Consider the following 16,029-nt stretch of genomic DNA (forward strand, 5'->3'; position numbering starts at 1 on the left):
GATTCAGGTGCCGGGCACAGGGGTGGAGACGGTTGCGATGGTGGTACTCAACAAGATCTACACGCGCACGGGCGACGACGGAACAACGGCGCTCGGATCCGGTGAGCGCCGGGCCAAGCATGACCTGCGGATCGCCGCCTATGGAACGGTGGATGAGACCAACGCCACGCTCGGCCTCGCGCGCCTGCACCTTGGCGATCATCCCGAGCTCGATGCCGCGATGGCGCGTATTCAGAACGATCTCTTCGATCTGGGGGCGGATCTGGCAAGTCCGGAAACGGAGGAGCCGCCTGCCTATGAGCCTCTTCGTGTGACCGACGAACAGGTGAAAAAGCTTGAGGCGGAGATCGACCGTTTGAACGGGGATCTTCAGCCGCTGCGCTCCTTCGTCCTGCCGGGGGGCACGGCGGCGGCAGCGCATCTGCATCTTTCGCGCACCGTTGCGCGGCGCGCGGAACGGCTGATCGGCGAACTGGCGGAACGCGAGGCCATCAACGCGGCTGCGCTTCGCTACATGAACCGACTTTCCGACTATTTCTTCGTGGCCGCGCGCTGGGTCAATGACAAGGGGGCGGGCGACGTCCTTTGGGTGCCCGGAGCGAACCGCTAGGTTCGCTCCTCTTTTGTATTGGTTATGGGCGAACCGCTAGGTTCGCTCCTATCTTTTAGATTGGTTGTGGGCGAACCGTCAGGCGCGCTCACGTCTGCAATGTGGGACGGGAGCAATCTCCTGTCGACCTGGATGGCTTCGATCCCCCAACCCGGCCTTCGACCAGACCTCCCCCTCGGGTGAGACGATCTTGCGCTTTCCTGTCAGGGTCTGATCAGCACCCCGGAACCTGTTGGCATCGTGAGGACAGAGCAGCCCTTGGAGGTGGCGAATTCGTCCCACATCTCGTGCTGGTCTTCATGCTTGGCAAAGGCGTAGTCATCGATCAGCACAATTGCCGACGGCGACAGGCGATCCCACAGCTCGTTGATAACCGCCTTCTCAGTTCCCGCATGGTTCAGATCGACAGAGAGATAGGCAATCCGATCAATCGTCACATCCTCCAGCGTCTTAGGCAGTCGACCTCGCACCAGCTTCGCGTTGGGGAATGGTTCAAAGTTCTTGCTCGCCTGATCATAGCAGTCGAAATACGAACCGTTGCGACGCGCTGTCTCTGTGCTCCCATCGTCCGGAATGCCATCGAAGGTATCAAAGAGATAAAATGTCTTGGGCACAGTCGCGAAGTTGAGCGCATGGCATATCGTCATGGACAGAAAACCGAGGAAGACCCCGCACTCAACGAAATCGCCTTCCAGCTTCAGTCCGTGCCGAGCAGCCCAGACAGCAGTGTGAGCGCGCCACCGCACATCCTTGCGTCTGCCACTCCAGGCAATCGCATTCCCATCAGCGGCTTGTTGCCATGCCCTGGCAAAATCAGGATTTCGCAAAAATCCGAGGTTCTTTTTGCGCACCGCGAGGTTGTCGGCCTCGTACTCGTACGGTTGTGCCTTGGCCTTGCGGCTTTTTCCGCGAAGGGCCCGCCCGATCCCAAATGCCATAAATGTCACTCGCAATTATTTGAATGCTCTGGTTTGAAATATCACTGTCCAGAAAGTGACGCTAGGGCAAGATGCCTTCGTGCATGATCGGACGCCACTGTTACGCAATGCGACGCGAAATCAAAAAACAGGCCCTCGACGGCCGACGACCAGTCCGAAAGGCTGGTTTCCGCGATTCAGGGGGCAATCTAGAGGGGCGCTCCAATCGCAAATCCATCGACCTGAGCATTTGTTTGCGCTGTTGAGGGCTGCGGGGCAGGTTCCGATGTTTCGGATCTACATCGTCCCCCACGATCTTGAGGCCGCTATTGGCCGGCCCGGCCCTATCTGAAATCCCCCTTGAAACCGGTCACTGCCAGCGGGTTTTCGAGCATGGCGGTTGAATCCGGCGTGTCTGGCTGTGCGGTGTCGGTGAAGGCTGCGAAAAGCCCCTCCACGAAGCCCTTTGGCATGTCGCGGGTGATGCAGACCAGCCGGGTGCCGTGATCGTCATCTGGCCAGGCGGGCAGCCGTGCGGGTGGGTGGAAGACGTGCTGCACCCCATGCAGAACCACCGGATGGTCGGGGTCTTCGGCGATCGCGACGATGCCCTTCAGCCGCAGCAGGTTGGGCCCATGCGCCGAGCGGATCAGATCGAGGAACATGTCCAGTCCCGCTGCCGGGATCGGCTTGTCGCTTCTCAATGTGAAAGCGCGGATGTGATTGTCGTGGCGGTTCACGTCGTGATGATGATCATGCCCATGATGATCATGCCCGTGCCCGTGATGATGCGCGTGGCTATGCGAGCCGGCCTTGTCGGCGGCGGCTTCCTCGCCGAGCCAGCGGCGGACATCGGGGATTTTCGTGTCGGGATCGTAGAGCCCGCAATTGAGAAGGCTGGCAGGCGTCGCTTCGCCCGCGGCCGCATCCAGCACGGGGGCTGTGGGGTTCAGCCGGTGGATACGCTCATGAAGGGCTTCCAGCGCCGCGCGGGATTTCTCGTCTGTCGCAAGATCCGATTTGGTGAGCACCAGCCGGTCGGCAACCGCGACCTGTTTCACGGCCTCGGCATGCTGATCCAGGGTCGAGGCGCCGTTGATGGCGTCGATGGTGGTGATCACGCCGTCGAGCCGGTAGCGCATGACGAGGTAGGGATGAAGCATGACCGCATGCAGAACCGGGGCTGGATCTGCAAGTCCGGTCGTTTCGATCACCACGCGTTTCAGGGCATCGATGCGGCCATTGTCGAGACGGCGGAGCAGGTCTTCCAGCGTGTTGATGAGATCGCCGCGAATGGTGCAGCACAGGCAGCCTGAGGAGAGTTCGATCACACCCTCATCAGCCGCCTCGACCAGGAGGTGATCGAGCCCGATATCACCGAACTCGTTGACGATGACAGCCGTATCCTTCATCGCCGGGTCGCTGAGAATGCGGTTCAGCAGCGTGGTCTTGCCGGATCCGAGAAAGCCGGTGACCACGGTCAGCGGCACGGGTTCGGGTGGTCTCCGGCGAGGCGTGTCATTCATTTTTGAGGCAGATCCGGTTGCGCCCGGACCGCGGATCAGCGCGGCGCGGGCCTGGGTGTGGGGGTGCCGTCACTGGCGCGCGTCGGCACAGTGACGATGACAGGGACCGCATTCGTATTCGTATCTGCGGGCTGTGTCGCTGGTCTTGAATCCGGTTTGCCGCGCGGTGGCATGACGATGCCGAACGCGTCGGCGACGTTCTTCGAGGCGTCATCCGCGCTTGGCGCGCTGAGCGGTACCGCACGTTTGGCGTTCGGATCAATCGCCAATGTGATGCGCACGAGATTGTCGCTGCGGCGCTGTGCGCCGATAAGCCGATCCATCACCACGCCCCAATCCACCTTCTTGTCGCGCGTCCGGGGGATCGTGGTGTCGGCGCGGGAAGTGGCGATGCCCGCAGCCCGTGTGCGGCCGCTTTCGCGCGCAAAGGCTGTCCTTACGCCCGGAAGGCCGGAATTGGCCGCGCGCATGGGGGCGGAGCCGGCATAGTCTGCCATGAGCTTTTCAAGCTTGGGCTTGGCGTTGCGCCGACAATAGCCGTCGGGCGGCAAGCCCTTGACCGAGCCCGGACGCTTGAGGTTGTCGAGCTTTGGGTGGCTCTTGAACACTCCGCCACCATCGAAGCCCTTCTCGATCAGGGCGCTTGCCTTTGCTGCGCGCTCAAGCCCTGAGGCAGCGCCGAAGACGATGGCGACCATGGTGCGCCCGCCGCGCGTGGCGGACACGGCGACATTGTAGCCGGAATTGCAGACATAGCCGGTTTTCAGCCCGTTCGCGCCCCGCACGCGGCGCAGATATTCGCGGTTCGCGGACCGCAGCAACCGCTTGCCGTATTGCACACCCGTATAGCCATAGAGCCTTTTGTATTGCGGAAAGTCGCGCAACAGCGCGCGCGACAGGAGCGCCATGTCATGGACGGACGAATAGTGGTTTGAGGCGGGCAGGCCGTGCGGATTGACGAAATGCGTGTCGCGCATGCCCAGCTCGCGGGCGGTCTTGTTCATCACGTCGGCAAAACCGGCCTGCGATCCGCCGATGGTTTCTGCGACCGCGACCGAGATGTCATTGGCCGACTTGACCAGCATGACCTTGAGTGCCGCGTCGAGGCTGAGCGTCGAACCGGCTTTCAGGCCCATCTTGCTCGGGGGTTGAGCTGCGGCATGGGCTGAGACCATGACCGGAGATTTCAGCGTGATGCGCCCCTGCTTGATCGCGGAAAAGGCGACATAGGCCGTCATCAGCTTGGTCAGGGATGCCGGATACCAACGCCGGAACGCTTCATGCTGGTCGATCACTTCGCCGGAACCGACTTCAAAAACCATCCAGGCTGCGATCTCGGCATGTGCGGGCCGGGGTATAGCACTCAGGACAAGAACCAGCAGCGCCATGATCCCGCTCGGAAGGACCGGCGAATTCCGGGCATGTCGCAATCGGCGTCCGTCTCGCGAATATGCTGAATTGGGCAATGCAACCTCGCCGGTTTTCCTAGCGTCACTGTGGTGGGCATGCCGGATCTTGCGTCTGGTATCCCGCATCAATAACCGATCAGGCCCCCGGATTGCAAAGTCTTCGCCGCCGCGATGCCTTCACGGCTGCGCGAACCTTCCCCAGCATATCCGGATGCGCCGTCTGTGTCGGTACCACCCTATCGACTGAAACGCACAAGAATCGGGCATTTGCCGCAGATCTGGTCAAAGCCTGACGGAGTTGTCACAATTGCGGCGGAAAAACAGGCGGCTTCGGGATTGGCCCGCGCCTTGCTCGTAAGAAATCTCATCTGCGGCACCACACAGTATTCGGCCCCTCATGCTAGCGCCCACCCTCCCAGAGACACCAAGCCCGGCAAGCGGCCCCGATGGCAGCACGCTTCAGCGCGCTCGTGGCGTGGCGCATGTGGGGTTCGCGGTTTGCGATGGCAAGACACGGCTTGCGGATCTCTATCAGAGCGGTTCGGCCAAGGTGCGCTTGCCACGGGGGAGCGGGGAGCGTCAGGCGGTGCTCCTGAATACCGCAGGCGGCATCGCGGGCGGGGATGAACTGGATTATTCCGCCACGTGGGGAGCGGGTGCCAGGGCGACGGTCACCAGTCAGGCGGCGGAGCGGGTCTATCGCAGCCTCGGCGCGGCGGGCCGCGTCATGAACCGGCTTGAAGTGGGCGAAGGCGCGCAGGCAAGCTGGCTGCCCCAGGATACCATCGTCTTCGATGGCGCAAACCTGCAGCGTCGGCTCGACGTCGATCTGGCAGGCGGGGCGCGTCTTTGCGCGGTGGAAGCGGTCGTTCTGGGGCGCGCCGCCATGGGGGAGACCGTGAGGCGGGCGCATTTTCGCGATCACTGGCGCATCCGACGTGACGGTCGCCTCGTCTATGCCGATGACGTGCGGCTGGTGGGGGATCCCGAAGTGATCCTGGCCGGGCCGGCGACGGGCGATGGGGCGCGTGCCTTTGCCACCATTCTCGACGTGGCTGAAGGAATTGAAGGCGACGTCGAGCGGGCGAGAGACCTGCTTGAGGCGGCCCGAACGCATCCGCGCGCCGAAGGGCTTTCATGCGGGGTGAGTGCGTGGAATGGTGTGCTGGTCGTCCGGCTCCTGTCGCGCGATGCGCGCGCCTTGCGCGAGACGATCATGAAATTTCTGCAGGGCTGGCGCGGTGAGGATCTGCCGCGGGTCTGGTCCTGCTGACAAGACGGGCACGGGTGATGAGAGTTGAGGACCAGGCATGAATCTGACGCCCAAAGAGAAGGACAAGCTGTTGATCGCCATGGCTGCGATGGTCGCCCGCAGGCGGCTTGAGCGGGGCGTGAAGCTCAATCATCCGGAGGCCATCGCGCTGATCTCCGATTTCGTGACCGAGGGTGCGCGCGACGGACGGACGGTGGCCGAACTGATGCGGGACGGGGCGAAGGTCATCACGCGCGACCAGGTGATGGACGGCGTGGCGGAGATGATCCACGACGTGCAGGTCGAGGCGACGTTTCCCGACGGAACGAAGCTCGTGACGGTTCATGAGCCGATCCGCTGAGCGGGGCTCAGAGCCGATTTGCCGGGGCGGCGATCGGCAGCCCTGCGAACGGGACGCAATCGAGGAGTGATCGGGATGATCCCCGGAGAAATATTGCCCGCATCGGGCGAGATCGAACTCAATGCCGGTCTGGAGGCGCTGACGCTGGAGGTTGCCAATACAGGAGACCGGCCCGTTCAGGTCGGCAGCCATTATCATTTCGCCGAGACCAATCCGGGGCTTTCCTTTGACCGCGAGGCGGCGAAGGGCATGCGGCTCGATATACCGGCGGGAACTGCGGTGCGTTTTGAGCCGGGCCAGACCCGCTCCGTCACGCTGGTACCGTTTCGCGGCGCGCGGACCGTTTACGGGTTCAACCAGGCGGTGATGGGAAAACTGTAGCGCGGGGCGTCCGGCGCTAGGTTCTGTCGGATGACGGCGCGGCGACGAGCCCCAGAAACCGGTCGATGGTTTCACCGATGATCGGGTCGCCACCGCCGCGCGCGGCCTCGGTCAGGTCGAATGCAAGCCTGTCCGCGCCGAAGCCGGGAAGATGGAGTTGGGCTGGTGCGTCGGTCGTCATGCGGTTGAGGGCATCATTTTGGGGGGCCTGGTATTCCGGGCTCAAGGGGCCACCCGGCGCAATCGCGAGATAGGTGACGGCGACCGCCGCAATGGCAAGAAGAAGCCAAAGTCGTCTCAACGCTCGGGGCATGGCTTTGTGTCTCTGTGTGTCATCGGGCCATGGGAAGCCAGGGGCCGGGGGTAAGTTCGCGGATGGCATATGGGCGGCAAAAGATGGTCAGGGACTGACCGAAGCGGGTTCATTTCTGGGCAATCTTGAGCCCGCTTTGCCCGAAATATGAATACGCACAGAGGAACGCGGTTGCGGGCGGATCAAGGCCCCTGTGTTCCGGCGCGATGGTTGTGAGAGGAGCTGTTCCAGATGCCCTACAAGATGCCGCGAGCGGCCTATGCCGACATGTTCGGACCGACGACCGGAGACCGGGTGCGGCTTGCCGATACCGAGCTCTTCATCGAGGTGGAGAAGGATTTCACCACCTATGGCGAGGAAGTGAAATTCGGCGGAGGCAAGGTCATCCGCGACGGCATGGGACAATCGCAGGTCACGCGGGCGGGCGGGGCCGTCGATACCGTCATCACCAATGCGCTGATCGTCGATCACTGGGGCATCGTGAAGGCCGATGTGGGCCTCAAGGACGGCCGCATCGTCGCCATCGGCAAGGCGGGCAATCCGGATGTTCAGCCCGACGTGGACATCATCGTCGGGCCTGGAACGGAGGCGATTGCCGGTGAAGGCAAGATCCTGACCGCGGGCATCATCGACTGCCACATTCATTTCATCTGCCCGCAGCAGATCGACGAGGCGCTCTATTCCGGTGTCACCACGATGATCGGCGGCGGCACCGGGCCTGCCACCGGCACCAACGCCACGACCTGCACACCCGGCCCCTGGCACATCGCGCGAATGCTGCAATCGGCGGAAGCCTTCCCGATGAATCTCGCTTTCGCGGGCAAGGGCAATGCGGCGCTTCCGGCTGCGCTGGAAGAGCAGGTACGCGCAGGCGTCATGGCGTTGAAACTGCACGAGGACTGGGGCACGACCCCTGCGGCCATCGATTGCTGTCTCTCGGTTGCGGATGCCTATGACGTGCAGGTGATGATCCACACCGACACGCTGAACGAATCCGGTTTCGTGGAAAACACGCTCGGCGCCTTCAAGGGACGCACCATCCACGCCTTTCACACCGAAGGAGCGGGCGGCGGGCATGCGCCGGATATCCTGAAGGTGGTGAGCCATCCGAACGTCATTCCCTCCTCCACCAACCCGACGCGGCCCTATACGCGCAACACCATCGATGAACATCTCGACATGCTGATGGTGTGCCACCACCTCGATCCGTCGATCCCCGAGGACGTGGCCTTCGCCGAAAGCCGCATCCGCAAGGAGACGATTGCGGCGGAAGACATTCTCCATGACATGGGCGCGCTATCGATCATCGCGTCCGACAGTCAGGCGATGGGGCGCGTGGGCGAGGTGCTGATCCGTACGCTTCAGACCGCGCACAAGATGAAGGTGCAGCGCGGGGCCCTGGCGGAAGAGACCGGTGACAACGACAACATGCGCGTGAAGCGCTACATGGCCAAGGTGACGATCAACCCGGCCATCGCCCATGGCATGGACAGCCATGTCGGATCGGTGGAAGTCGGCAAACTGGCGGATCTGGTTCTGTGGGATCCGGCCTTTTTCGGCGTGAAGCCGGATCTGGTTCTCAAGATGGGCACAATCGCCGCTGCCGCGATGGGCGATCCGAACGCCTCCATTCCGACGCCGCAGCCGGTCCATTACCGTCCCATGTTCGGCGCCTTCGGCAAATCGCTTCAGGCATCAGCGGTGAGTTTTGTCTCCAATGCGGCCTATGAGGCGGGGATCGGCGCATCGCTTGAGCTCGGCAAGCTCATCCTGCCTGTCAAGAACACGCGCTCTGGTATCTCCAAGGCTTCCATGATCCATAATTGCGCGACGCCGCAGATCGAGGTCGATCCTGAAACCTACGAGGTGCGGTGCGACGGCGAACTCATTACCTGCGAACCGGCGGAGAGCCTGCCCATGGCTCAACGCTATTTCCTGTTCTGATCCGATCTGAAACCCGCAAAAGGAGGGGCGGCCCCGTGAGCCTGGAAATCGAGATGGCGAGTGAGCCCACGATGGGATGCCCGTGCTGCGATCCGGAGGCCGCGGCTCCGCAAGGCTATATCAGCCGGAACGGGGAGCCGACGGCGGTCTATTTCGCGGACTGGATGCGAACCCCCGTGCCCAATGCCGACCTCGTCATCTCCCTCGGGCGCTGGGACGCCTTGTCGAAGCCGGAAGACCGTCGCGCCATGGCGTTCCGGCTGACGCCCGGTGCGGACGGGGTCGTGATGAAACTGGTGGATGCGCGGAAATCGCGTTGGGGCTCGGTCGATTTTGCAGGCACGATGCTGGACGAGCCGACGGCGGAACGCGACCCCGATCTGGCGGAATTCCGGTCACTGGCGCTGGCCATTGCGGAAAGGGACGCGCGCATTGCCGATGCTCTGGCCGGTCCGGCAAGCTGCTCTTTGCGCTTGAGCCGCCGACCCGGCACGGTGCAACGGTTTCAAGTCGAGGCGGCGGAGTGGCGCTAGGCCAGTGCTCCGTCTCGATCCAAGAATAACAGGCGCGCGGCGGGAAACGTCGCCAACATGTGAGGAAGAATGATGATCCGGGCAACGAAGGTGCATGACGCCGGGGCGTGGACGGGCTCGCCTTCAGACAAGGTCGAACTCGACCACGATGACCGTCACCGTCGCCGCATGGCGATGACGGGGGACGGCGGGCTGGAATTCCTGCTCGATCTGCCCAAGGCGGTGGCCTTGCGGGCGGGCGATGCGCTGGAGCTGGAGGATGGTCGACTGGTGGAGGTGGCCGCCGCGCCGGAAGCCCTGGTGGAGATCGCCGCCCACGACATGGGGCATCTGGTCAAGATCGCCTGGCATCTGGGAAACCGCCACCTGCCGACCCAGTTGCTGGGCGACCGGCTGCGGATCCGGCGCGATCATGTGATCGAGGATATGGTGGTCAAGCTCGGCGGCGATGTCGCGGTCATCAACGCGCCCTTCGATCCCGAAGGCGGCGCCTATGGCCACGGCGCCGTGCATGGCCACGATCACGGGCACGCGCATGGCCACGAGCATGGGCATTCGCATGATCACGCGCATGGTCATTCCCACGATCACAATCACGATCACGGGCACCATCATCATCACCATGACTGACGCTTCCAGACGAGACGCGGCGCTTTACCGTTTGCTGGCCTGGATGTCGCCTTCCTTTCCTGTCGGGGCCTTCACCTATAGCCACGGGCTGGAATGGGCGGTGGAGGAGGGCACGGTCGCGGATGCGCAGGGTCTGCGAGCCTGGATCTCGGACATGATGCGCCACGGCTCCGGGCGCAGCGATGCGATCCTGCTGGCGCGGGTGCATGAGGCTTTTCTGGCGGGGGATCTGATCGCCGTGCGCGAGATGGCGGACCTCGCCGTGGCCCTCCAGCCCTCCAGGGAGCGCCATCTGGAAGCGACCGCGCAGGGCGCGGCCTTTGTCGTCGCGCTGGAGGCCGCATGGCCGGCCGGTGAGGCAATGGCAGACCGGCTCTTGGCCCTGAAGGGCGGCGATGGTATTGACCGCTGGGCCTATGCGATCGCTGTCGGTGTCCACTGTGCGGCCCATGACATCGATGCCGAGCTTGCCGTTTCCGCCTATCTGCATGCCTTTGCCGCAAATCTTGTCTCCGCTGCCGTAAGGGCCGTGCCGCTTGGTCAGAGCGACGGCCAGCGGGTGCTTGCCGCCCTTGAACCCGTTATTGCGGATGTGGCTGGCGAGGCGCTGGTGGCGTCGCTCGACGATCTCGGATCGGCCTCCTTTCGCGCCGACATCTCTTCTCAGCTCCACGAAACCCAGTACACGAGGCTGTTTCGCTCATGACGTCTCCCAATGGACCCCTGCGCATCGGTATCGGCGGGCCTGTCGGCTCCGGCAAGACTGCGTTGATGGATGCGCTGTGCAAGAGCCTGCGCGACACGTTCCAGATCGCGGCGATCACCAACGATATCTACACAAAGGAAGATGCGGAGTTTCTGACCCGCTCCGGCGCGCTGGAACCGGAACGCATTCGCGGGGTGGAGACGGGGGGCTGCCCGCATACCGCGATCCGCGAGGATGCCTCGATCAATCTCGCCGCCATTGCGGAACTGAACGCGGCCTTTCCCGATCTCGACATCATCCTGATCGAATCCGGCGGGGACAATCTGGCGGCGACGTTTTCGCCGGAACTTGCGGATCTGACGATCTATGTGATCGATGTCTCGGCGGGCGACAAGATCCCGCGAAAGGGCGGGCCGGGCATCACGCGCTCCGATCTCCTCGTCATCAACAAGATCGACCTCGCCCCGCTGGTCGGCGCGGATCTTGCCGTCATGGACCGGGATGCAAAGATGATGCGCAAGGCGCGGCCCTTCGTTTTCGCCAACACCAAGGCGGGGGAAGGGGTGCAAGAGGTCGTCGACTTCATCCTCGCCAAGGGCGGACTGGCGCGCGCCGCCTGATTTTGTGTGCAGTCCCGGTGGCTGCAATCGCGAAGCCGTGACCATGGCAAGCATGAAGGAGTGGCAGGTTCAGGTCCGCGCTCCATATGCTCTGTATGGGTCCAGCTTTGGAATTGCGGGATCGTTTTCCGTCTAAACGGACGGAGGTGATTTCCTACCAAAGTTGTTGGCACGCGATATGGACGCCATTTGCTTGGGCAAGCATAATGCCCACGATAGACAGCATGCCGTCGAGACAGGAGCATGCAAGACGCAATTGGGAGGTTGCCGATGTCCGATACCGTATTTCCGGTCCCCGCAGACATTGCCGAGAACGCACTGATCGACAAGGACGCCTATCGCGACCTCTATCAGCAGTCCGTGGAAGACCCGGAAGGCTTCTGGGGCCGCCATGGCAAGAGGATCGATTGGATCAAGCCCTACACGAAGGTGAAGAACACCTCGTATGACCCGCATAACGTGTCGATCAAGTGGTTCGAGGACGGCACGCTGAACGTCTCGGCCAATTGCGTTGACCGGCATCTTGAAAAAAAGGCCGATCAACCGGCGATCATCTGGGAAGGCGATGATCCGTCCGAGCACAAGGTGATCACCTATCGCGAGCTTCATGCGGAGGTGAACAAGTTCGCCAACGTGCTCAAGGACGCGGGCGTCAAGAAGGGCGACCGGGTCACGCTCTATCTGCCGATGATCCCGGAAGCGGCCTATGCGATGCTGGCCTGCGCGCGTATCGGCGCCATTCACTCCATCGTCTTTGGCGGGTTCTCGCCCGACAGCCTTGCCGGTCGTATCGAGGGCTGCGAATCCTCGCTGGTCGTGACCGCCGATGAAGGCTTGCGCGGTGGACGCAAGGTGCCGCTGAAAGCCAATGTGGATGCGGCTTGCGAACGGCTTTCCTGTGCGCAGCCGAAGGTCATTGTCGTCAAGCGCACCGGCGGCGACATCGCCATGAAGGATGGCCGGGATATCTGGTACCACGACGCGGTCGCCAATGTGTCCGGCCGCTGCGAGCCGGAGGAGATGAACGCGGAAGATCCGCTCTTCATCCTCTACACATCCGGCTCGACGGGCCAGCCCAAGGGGGTGCTGCACACCTCCGGCGGTTACCTCGTCTACGCCTCGATGACCCACCAGTATATCTTCGACTACCATGACGGCGAGGTCTACTGGTGCACGGCGGATGTGGGCTGGGTCACGGGCCACAGCTACATCGTCTACGGTCCGCTCGCCAATGGCGCGACGACGCTGATGTTCGAGGGTGTGCCGACCTACCCGGACGCCTCGCGCTTCTGGCAGGTGGTCGACAAGCACAAGGTCAACATCTTCTACACCGCGCCCACCGCGATCCGCGCCTTGATGGGGGCGGGCGAGGAAATGGTGACCAAGACCTCGCGCAAGTCGCTGCGCATCCTCGGGTCGGTCGGCGAGCCGATCAATCCGGAAGCCTGGATGTGGTACTACAACGTGGTTGGCGAAGGGCGTTGCCCGATTGTCGACACCTGGTGGCAGACGGAGACCGGCGGCATCCTGATCACGCCGCTTCCCGGTGCGATCGATCTCAAGCCCGGCTCCGCGACCTTGCCCTTCTTCGGCGTCCAGCCCGCGCTGGTCGATGCGGAAGGCAACATCCTGGAAGGGGCGACGGAAGGCAATCTGGTTCTGCTGGATTCCTGGCCCGGTCAGATGCGCACCGTCTATGGTGACCACGAGCGTTTCATGCAGACCTATTTCTCCGCCTACAAGGGGATGTATTTCTCCGGCGATGGCTGCCGCCGCGATGAGGATGGCTATTACTGGATTACCGGTCGCGTCGATGACGTGATCAACGTGTCCGGCCATCGCATGGGGACGGCGGAAGTGGAATCGGCGCTGGTCGCGCATCCGAAGGTCGCAGAGGCCGCGGTTGTGGGTTATCCGCACGATCTGAAGGGGCAGGGCATCTATGCCTATGTCACCCTGATGGAAGGCGAGGAGCCGACCGACGAGCTGAAGAAGGAACTGGTGACGTGGGTCAGGAAGGAGATCGGTCCGATCGCCTCGCCGGATCTGATCCAGTTCTCGCCGGGCCTGCCGAAGACCCGTTCAGGCAAGATCATGCGCCGCATCCTGCGCAAGATCGCCGAGGACAGCTTCGACAATCTGGGCGACACCTCGACGCTTGCCGATCCGGGTGTGGTTGGCGATCTGATCGATAACCGCCAGAACCGCGCCAGCGCCTGAGGACTTCACCGCGCCAGCGCCTGAGCCGGTTCAGGAACATGTGAAACGAAAAGGGGGCGCAGCCGATGATCCGGCTGCGCCCCCTTTTGCGTGTCGGCTGCTTTGATTTATTTCGACAGGTAGAGCTGCTGGATTTCCTTGGCGTATTTGACGAATGTCTGGGTCAGCGCCTGACCGTTTGCAGCGTAGGTGAACTTGGAGTCGCTGCTGGCGCAGTCACTCATCGTTGCTTCGGCCGCCGCGTTCGACGTCGGGTTGAAATAGACGGAATAGATCGCGATCCCCTCGCCCTGGTTGGCGGCCGATGATTTCATCGCTGAGCAAAGATTTTTTGCGCGGTTCGCTGAGTCCCAGTTCTGGTCGTAGTGCTCGTACCACCAGGTCTTGGTCGTTGTTGTACATCTGAAGGGATAGTACCAGGTGCAGTGCCTTTCCGTGATGTCGATGGTCTTGTAGACGTCGTTGAATTCACCATCCGTCATCAGGATCATGTATTTGAGCGTTTCTTCATTGCCGTAAGGGAGTGGTTCGCTGGCTGTCGGCCAGAGATTGTTCCAGTTCGGAGACAGAGTGTACCAGCCCCAGGCAATTCCGGTCTGCCCCGCAGTGCCGCCGACCGCTGATATGGCGTCGATCGTGTCCAGCAACGTCTGACGGTTCTGCGTCAAAGGCAGAACCTCTTGTGATGGGCAGGCACCAAAGCTGGCTCCGCGGCGATCATAGTACTCCGGAACGTCCTCCGGTTTCATATAGTCGGGTGACCGGTCGATCATGTAGCCAGAACCCCCACCGATGAATTCCGCGGTGTAGGGAGCGTCGGTGTAACGTTCGCTGCCGACGCGTTCGGTCACGCAGCGTGCCGAATAGCCATTCGTGACGGTGGAGGCATCAGACGAACTCAGGCGAACGCCCTGGCTGTAGGGAATGATGGAGATGCGCACACGGTCAGAGGTGTCGTCGGGAATAAGCGTGTCGATAAGCGCCCTTGCGGCCTTCTTGAGCGATGCGAGGCGCGTCGATCCGCTGCCGTCAGAGTCCAACATGGATCTCGTCACGTCGATGACCAGCGCGATTTCCAGATATTTGTCGGCATAATTGGCTTGCGATGTGACAGAGACGTCCATGGTCTCGATGCCGAGCACTTTCATGAAGGCGGTCCGGACTTGTCCCCTCACCGTGGCGGTGATTGTTCCTTCGGTCTCGTTGATGGTCACATCGGCAGGTGAAATCTCAAACTTCGCCGCGTCTCCGATGGCGAGGGCTGCCGTCTGGGTGAATGTGTCGACGATATGCTGCTTGGAAGCCGCGATGTTGGTGGAGCTTGCGAGAAAACGTGCCCCGGCGAGCACCGCGCCGTCGAGTTCCATCGTCATCTCTTCCTTGACGTTGACGGTTCGCGAATAGTCGATTGCCGCGCCAACCATGCCCACAACGACGATTGAGGCCAGCGCCCATACGATGGCGATCGCGCCTGACGTATCATGGGCAAACCGCCTGAGCAGGGCCGTAAACGCAGTCGAATTGCCAGAGCGCATTGTCGTCCTCTTCCAGAGCTGCGCCGTCCAGAGCCCGAAGGTTTCCGCCAAACCTAGCGTCAGCGCGGCGGCGGGCCGCTGGTTCTCGCGTGCTGTTGGGAAAAACGCGGGGCTCTGTAACGGTCAGAATGAGTGGTTCGCCAAGTCTTCAACGTTGTCTTCGATGAAAACTGTCACACAAACCCCTTCATTGCCGTTAAAACCGGCAATGGGGGAGACGCAGAGCGTGGTTTTATCTATCGAAATCTGACCATCCCCTTCGCGCGCCCATACTCCCTGCGCGGAAACCGGGCTTTGGGGGCGGCTGTGGTCGTTTCCTAGGGTTCCAGTTCGGTATCCCAGTAGAGGAAGTCCAGCCAGCTCTCATGCAGGTAATTCGGCGGGAACAGGCGGCCGTTTCTGTGCAGGTCCTGCACGGTGGGGCGATAGGGGGGGAGGGCCGGAGACATGCCGATTTCGCGGCAGGACTTGTGCGACTTGCGCAGGTTGCAGGGGGAACACGCGGTGGTGATGTTTTCCCAGGTGGTCTGTCCTCCGCGACAGCGCGGAATGAGATGATCGAAGGTGAGATCGTTGCGGGAGCCGCAATACTGGCACTGGAAACGATCGCGCAGGAAAACGTTGAAGCGGGTAAAGGCGGGGTGTCTGGTCGGCCGGATGTAATTCTTCACCGACACGACGCTTGGCAGGCGCATCTCGAAGCTCGGACTTCGGATCATGACGTCATATTCGCAGACGATGTTGACCCGGTCGAGAAAGACAGCCTTTATCGCATCCTGCCACGCCCACAGCGACAGGGGATAATAGCTCAAGGGTCTGTAGTCCGCGTTGAGCACGAGAACCGGATGGGCTCCCGTCGGCACGGCGATATTCACACCCACGCTCCTTTTTCCGGCATAAGCCGCCCTAAAGGCGCAGGGATAGTGTAAGGCCAGCGTGACGCTGTTGTGAAGCCACATAGGGGTGAGCGCGCGTGGCGGCGACGTCGCTGTTTTACCGCGCGCTTGTGGCTTGAAATCCTGAGCGAATCCGAATTCGAAAATTCGGCGCTTTGTGCGCTGCCGGGCGGCGC

At 62.1% G+C, this 16,029-nt stretch carries 16 protein-coding genes; 10 read left to right on the forward strand and 6 right to left on the reverse strand.

Annotated elements, in window-relative coordinates:
• The first annotated feature begins 37 nt into the window (after positions 1-37).
• Complete coding sequence (locus ABGM93_RS15235) at positions 38-610, forward strand: cob(I)yrinic acid a,c-diamide adenosyltransferase (RefSeq protein WP_321500928.1); 573 nt, start codon at positions 38-40, stop codon at positions 608-610.
• A 203-nt stretch (positions 611-813) separates the two neighbouring features.
• Here ABGM93_RS15235 and ABGM93_RS15240 read toward each other — a convergent pair whose 3' ends face one another.
• From ABGM93_RS15240 to ABGM93_RS15250, 3 genes are all read right to left on the reverse strand, one after another.
• Positions 814-1,548 carry a TylF/MycF/NovP-related O-methyltransferase gene (locus ABGM93_RS15240; RefSeq protein ID WP_321500931.1) on the reverse strand — a complete coding sequence of 245 codons (735 nt, stop codon included), beginning with the start codon at positions 1,546-1,548 and terminating at the stop codon, positions 814-816.
• Positions 1,549-1,871: 323 nt separating this feature from the next.
• Positions 1,872-3,053 (reverse strand): GTP-binding protein, encoded by a 1,182-nt coding sequence (locus ABGM93_RS15245; protein ID WP_321500933.1) that lies wholly within the window; start codon positions 3,051-3,053, stop codon positions 1,872-1,874.
• A gap of 35 nt (positions 3,054-3,088) precedes the next feature.
• Positions 3,089-4,441, reverse strand: a complete 1,353-nt coding sequence (locus tag ABGM93_RS15250; protein ID WP_321500935.1) for a D-alanyl-D-alanine carboxypeptidase family protein — start codon at positions 4,439-4,441, stop codon at positions 3,089-3,091.
• 418 nt (positions 4,442-4,859) lie between these two features.
• On the opposite strand from ABGM93_RS15250, the gene ABGM93_RS15255 reads away from it, so the two are divergent.
• The 3 genes from ABGM93_RS15255 to ABGM93_RS15265 all read left to right on the forward strand — a co-directional run bounded on the left by ABGM93_RS15255 (position 4,860) and on the right by ABGM93_RS15265 (position 6,456).
• On the forward strand, positions 4,860-5,735 hold the full coding sequence (locus ABGM93_RS15255) for an urease accessory protein UreD (protein ID WP_321500937.1): 876 nt from the start codon (positions 4,860-4,862) through the stop codon (positions 5,733-5,735).
• 37 nt (positions 5,736-5,772) lie between these two features.
• Entirely contained in the window at positions 5,773-6,075 is a 303-nt protein-coding gene (locus ABGM93_RS15260; protein ID WP_321500942.1) for an urease subunit gamma, read from the forward strand.
• Positions 6,076-6,150: 75 nt separating this feature from the next.
• Positions 6,151-6,456, forward strand: coding sequence for an urease subunit beta (locus ABGM93_RS15265; RefSeq protein WP_321500952.1), 306 nt, complete (start codon positions 6,151-6,153; stop codon positions 6,454-6,456).
• A 16-nt stretch (positions 6,457-6,472) separates the two neighbouring features.
• On the opposite strand, the gene ABGM93_RS15270 is transcribed toward ABGM93_RS15265, so the two are convergent.
• A complete protein-coding gene (locus tag ABGM93_RS15270) occupies positions 6,473-6,769 on the reverse strand; it encodes a hypothetical protein (RefSeq protein ID WP_321500957.1) in 297 nt (98 codons plus the stop codon).
• Positions 6,770-7,000: 231 nt separating this feature from the next.
• On the opposite strand from ABGM93_RS15270, the gene ureC reads away from it, so the two are divergent.
• From ureC to acs, 6 genes are all read left to right on the forward strand, one after another.
• Entirely contained in the window at positions 7,001-8,713 is a 1,713-nt protein-coding gene (gene ureC / locus ABGM93_RS15275; protein WP_321500960.1) for an urease subunit alpha, read from the forward strand.
• Between the two features lie 35 nt (positions 8,714-8,748).
• Complete coding sequence (locus ABGM93_RS15280; RefSeq protein WP_321500963.1) at positions 8,749-9,246, forward strand: hypothetical protein; 498 nt, start codon at positions 8,749-8,751, stop codon at positions 9,244-9,246.
• Between the two features lie 72 nt (positions 9,247-9,318).
• Entirely contained in the window at positions 9,319-9,876 is a 558-nt protein-coding gene (locus tag ABGM93_RS15285) for an urease accessory protein UreE (protein WP_321500965.1), read from the forward strand.
• Positions 9,869-10,582, forward strand: coding sequence for an urease accessory protein UreF (locus tag ABGM93_RS15290; protein ID WP_321505934.1), 714 nt, complete (start codon positions 9,869-9,871; stop codon positions 10,580-10,582). Before ABGM93_RS15285 ends, ABGM93_RS15290 begins: the two co-directional genes overlap by 8 nt.
• Positions 10,579-11,202, forward strand: coding sequence for an urease accessory protein UreG (ureG, locus tag ABGM93_RS15295; RefSeq protein ID WP_319774527.1), 624 nt, complete (start codon positions 10,579-10,581; stop codon positions 11,200-11,202). Before ABGM93_RS15290 ends, ureG begins: the two co-directional genes overlap by 4 nt.
• A gap of 270 nt (positions 11,203-11,472) precedes the next feature.
• Complete coding sequence (gene acs / locus ABGM93_RS15300) at positions 11,473-13,422, forward strand: acetate--CoA ligase (RefSeq protein ID WP_321500967.1); 1,950 nt, start codon at positions 11,473-11,475, stop codon at positions 13,420-13,422.
• Between the two features lie 107 nt (positions 13,423-13,529).
• Here acs and ABGM93_RS15305 read toward each other — a convergent pair whose 3' ends face one another.
• Positions 13,530-14,957 carry a pilus assembly protein TadG-related protein gene (locus ABGM93_RS15305; protein WP_321500970.1) on the reverse strand — a complete coding sequence of 476 codons (1,428 nt, stop codon included), beginning with the start codon at positions 14,955-14,957 and terminating at the stop codon, positions 13,530-13,532.
• 317 nt (positions 14,958-15,274) lie between these two features.
• Positions 15,275-15,832: an HNH endonuclease gene (locus ABGM93_RS15310; protein WP_319774931.1), complete on the reverse strand. Its 558-nt coding sequence runs from the start codon at positions 15,830-15,832 to the stop codon at positions 15,275-15,277.
• Positions 15,833-16,029 lie beyond the last annotated feature (197 nt).

Origin of the sequence: Breoghania sp. (genome assembly GCF_963674635.1) — a bacterium.
In the GTDB taxonomy this organism is placed as follows: Bacteria; Pseudomonadota; Alphaproteobacteria; order Rhizobiales; family Stappiaceae; genus Breoghania.

Coding starts and splice junctions, on each gene's coding strand:
- ABGM93_RS15235 (WP_321500928.1), top strand. CDS start 38: ATGGTGGTACTCAACAAGATCTACACGCGCACGGGCGACGACGGAACA.
- ABGM93_RS15240 (WP_321500931.1), bottom strand. CDS start 1,548: ATGGCATTTGGGATCGGGCGGGCCCTTCGCGGAAAAAGCCGCAAGGCC.
- ABGM93_RS15245 (WP_321500933.1), bottom strand. CDS start 3,053: ATGAATGACACGCCTCGCCGGAGACCACCCGAACCCGTGCCGCTGACC.
- ABGM93_RS15250 (WP_321500935.1), bottom strand. CDS start 4,441: ATGGCGCTGCTGGTTCTTGTCCTGAGTGCTATACCCCGGCCCGCACAT.
- ABGM93_RS15255 (WP_321500937.1), top strand. CDS start 4,860: ATGCTAGCGCCCACCCTCCCAGAGACACCAAGCCCGGCAAGCGGCCCC.
- ABGM93_RS15260 (WP_321500942.1), top strand. CDS start 5,773: ATGAATCTGACGCCCAAAGAGAAGGACAAGCTGTTGATCGCCATGGCT.
- ABGM93_RS15265 (WP_321500952.1), top strand. CDS start 6,151: ATGATCCCCGGAGAAATATTGCCCGCATCGGGCGAGATCGAACTCAAT.
- ABGM93_RS15270 (WP_321500957.1), bottom strand. CDS start 6,769: ATGCCCCGAGCGTTGAGACGACTTTGGCTTCTTCTTGCCATTGCGGCG.
- ureC (WP_321500960.1), top strand. CDS start 7,001: ATGCCCTACAAGATGCCGCGAGCGGCCTATGCCGACATGTTCGGACCG.
- ABGM93_RS15285 (WP_321500965.1), top strand. CDS start 9,319: ATGATCCGGGCAACGAAGGTGCATGACGCCGGGGCGTGGACGGGCTCG.
- ABGM93_RS15290 (WP_321505934.1), top strand. CDS start 9,869: ATGACTGACGCTTCCAGACGAGACGCGGCGCTTTACCGTTTGCTGGCC.
- ureG (WP_319774527.1), top strand. CDS start 10,579: ATGACGTCTCCCAATGGACCCCTGCGCATCGGTATCGGCGGGCCTGTC.
- acs (WP_321500967.1), top strand. CDS start 11,473: ATGTCCGATACCGTATTTCCGGTCCCCGCAGACATTGCCGAGAACGCA.
- ABGM93_RS15305 (WP_321500970.1), bottom strand. CDS start 14,957: ATGCGCTCTGGCAATTCGACTGCGTTTACGGCCCTGCTCAGGCGGTTT.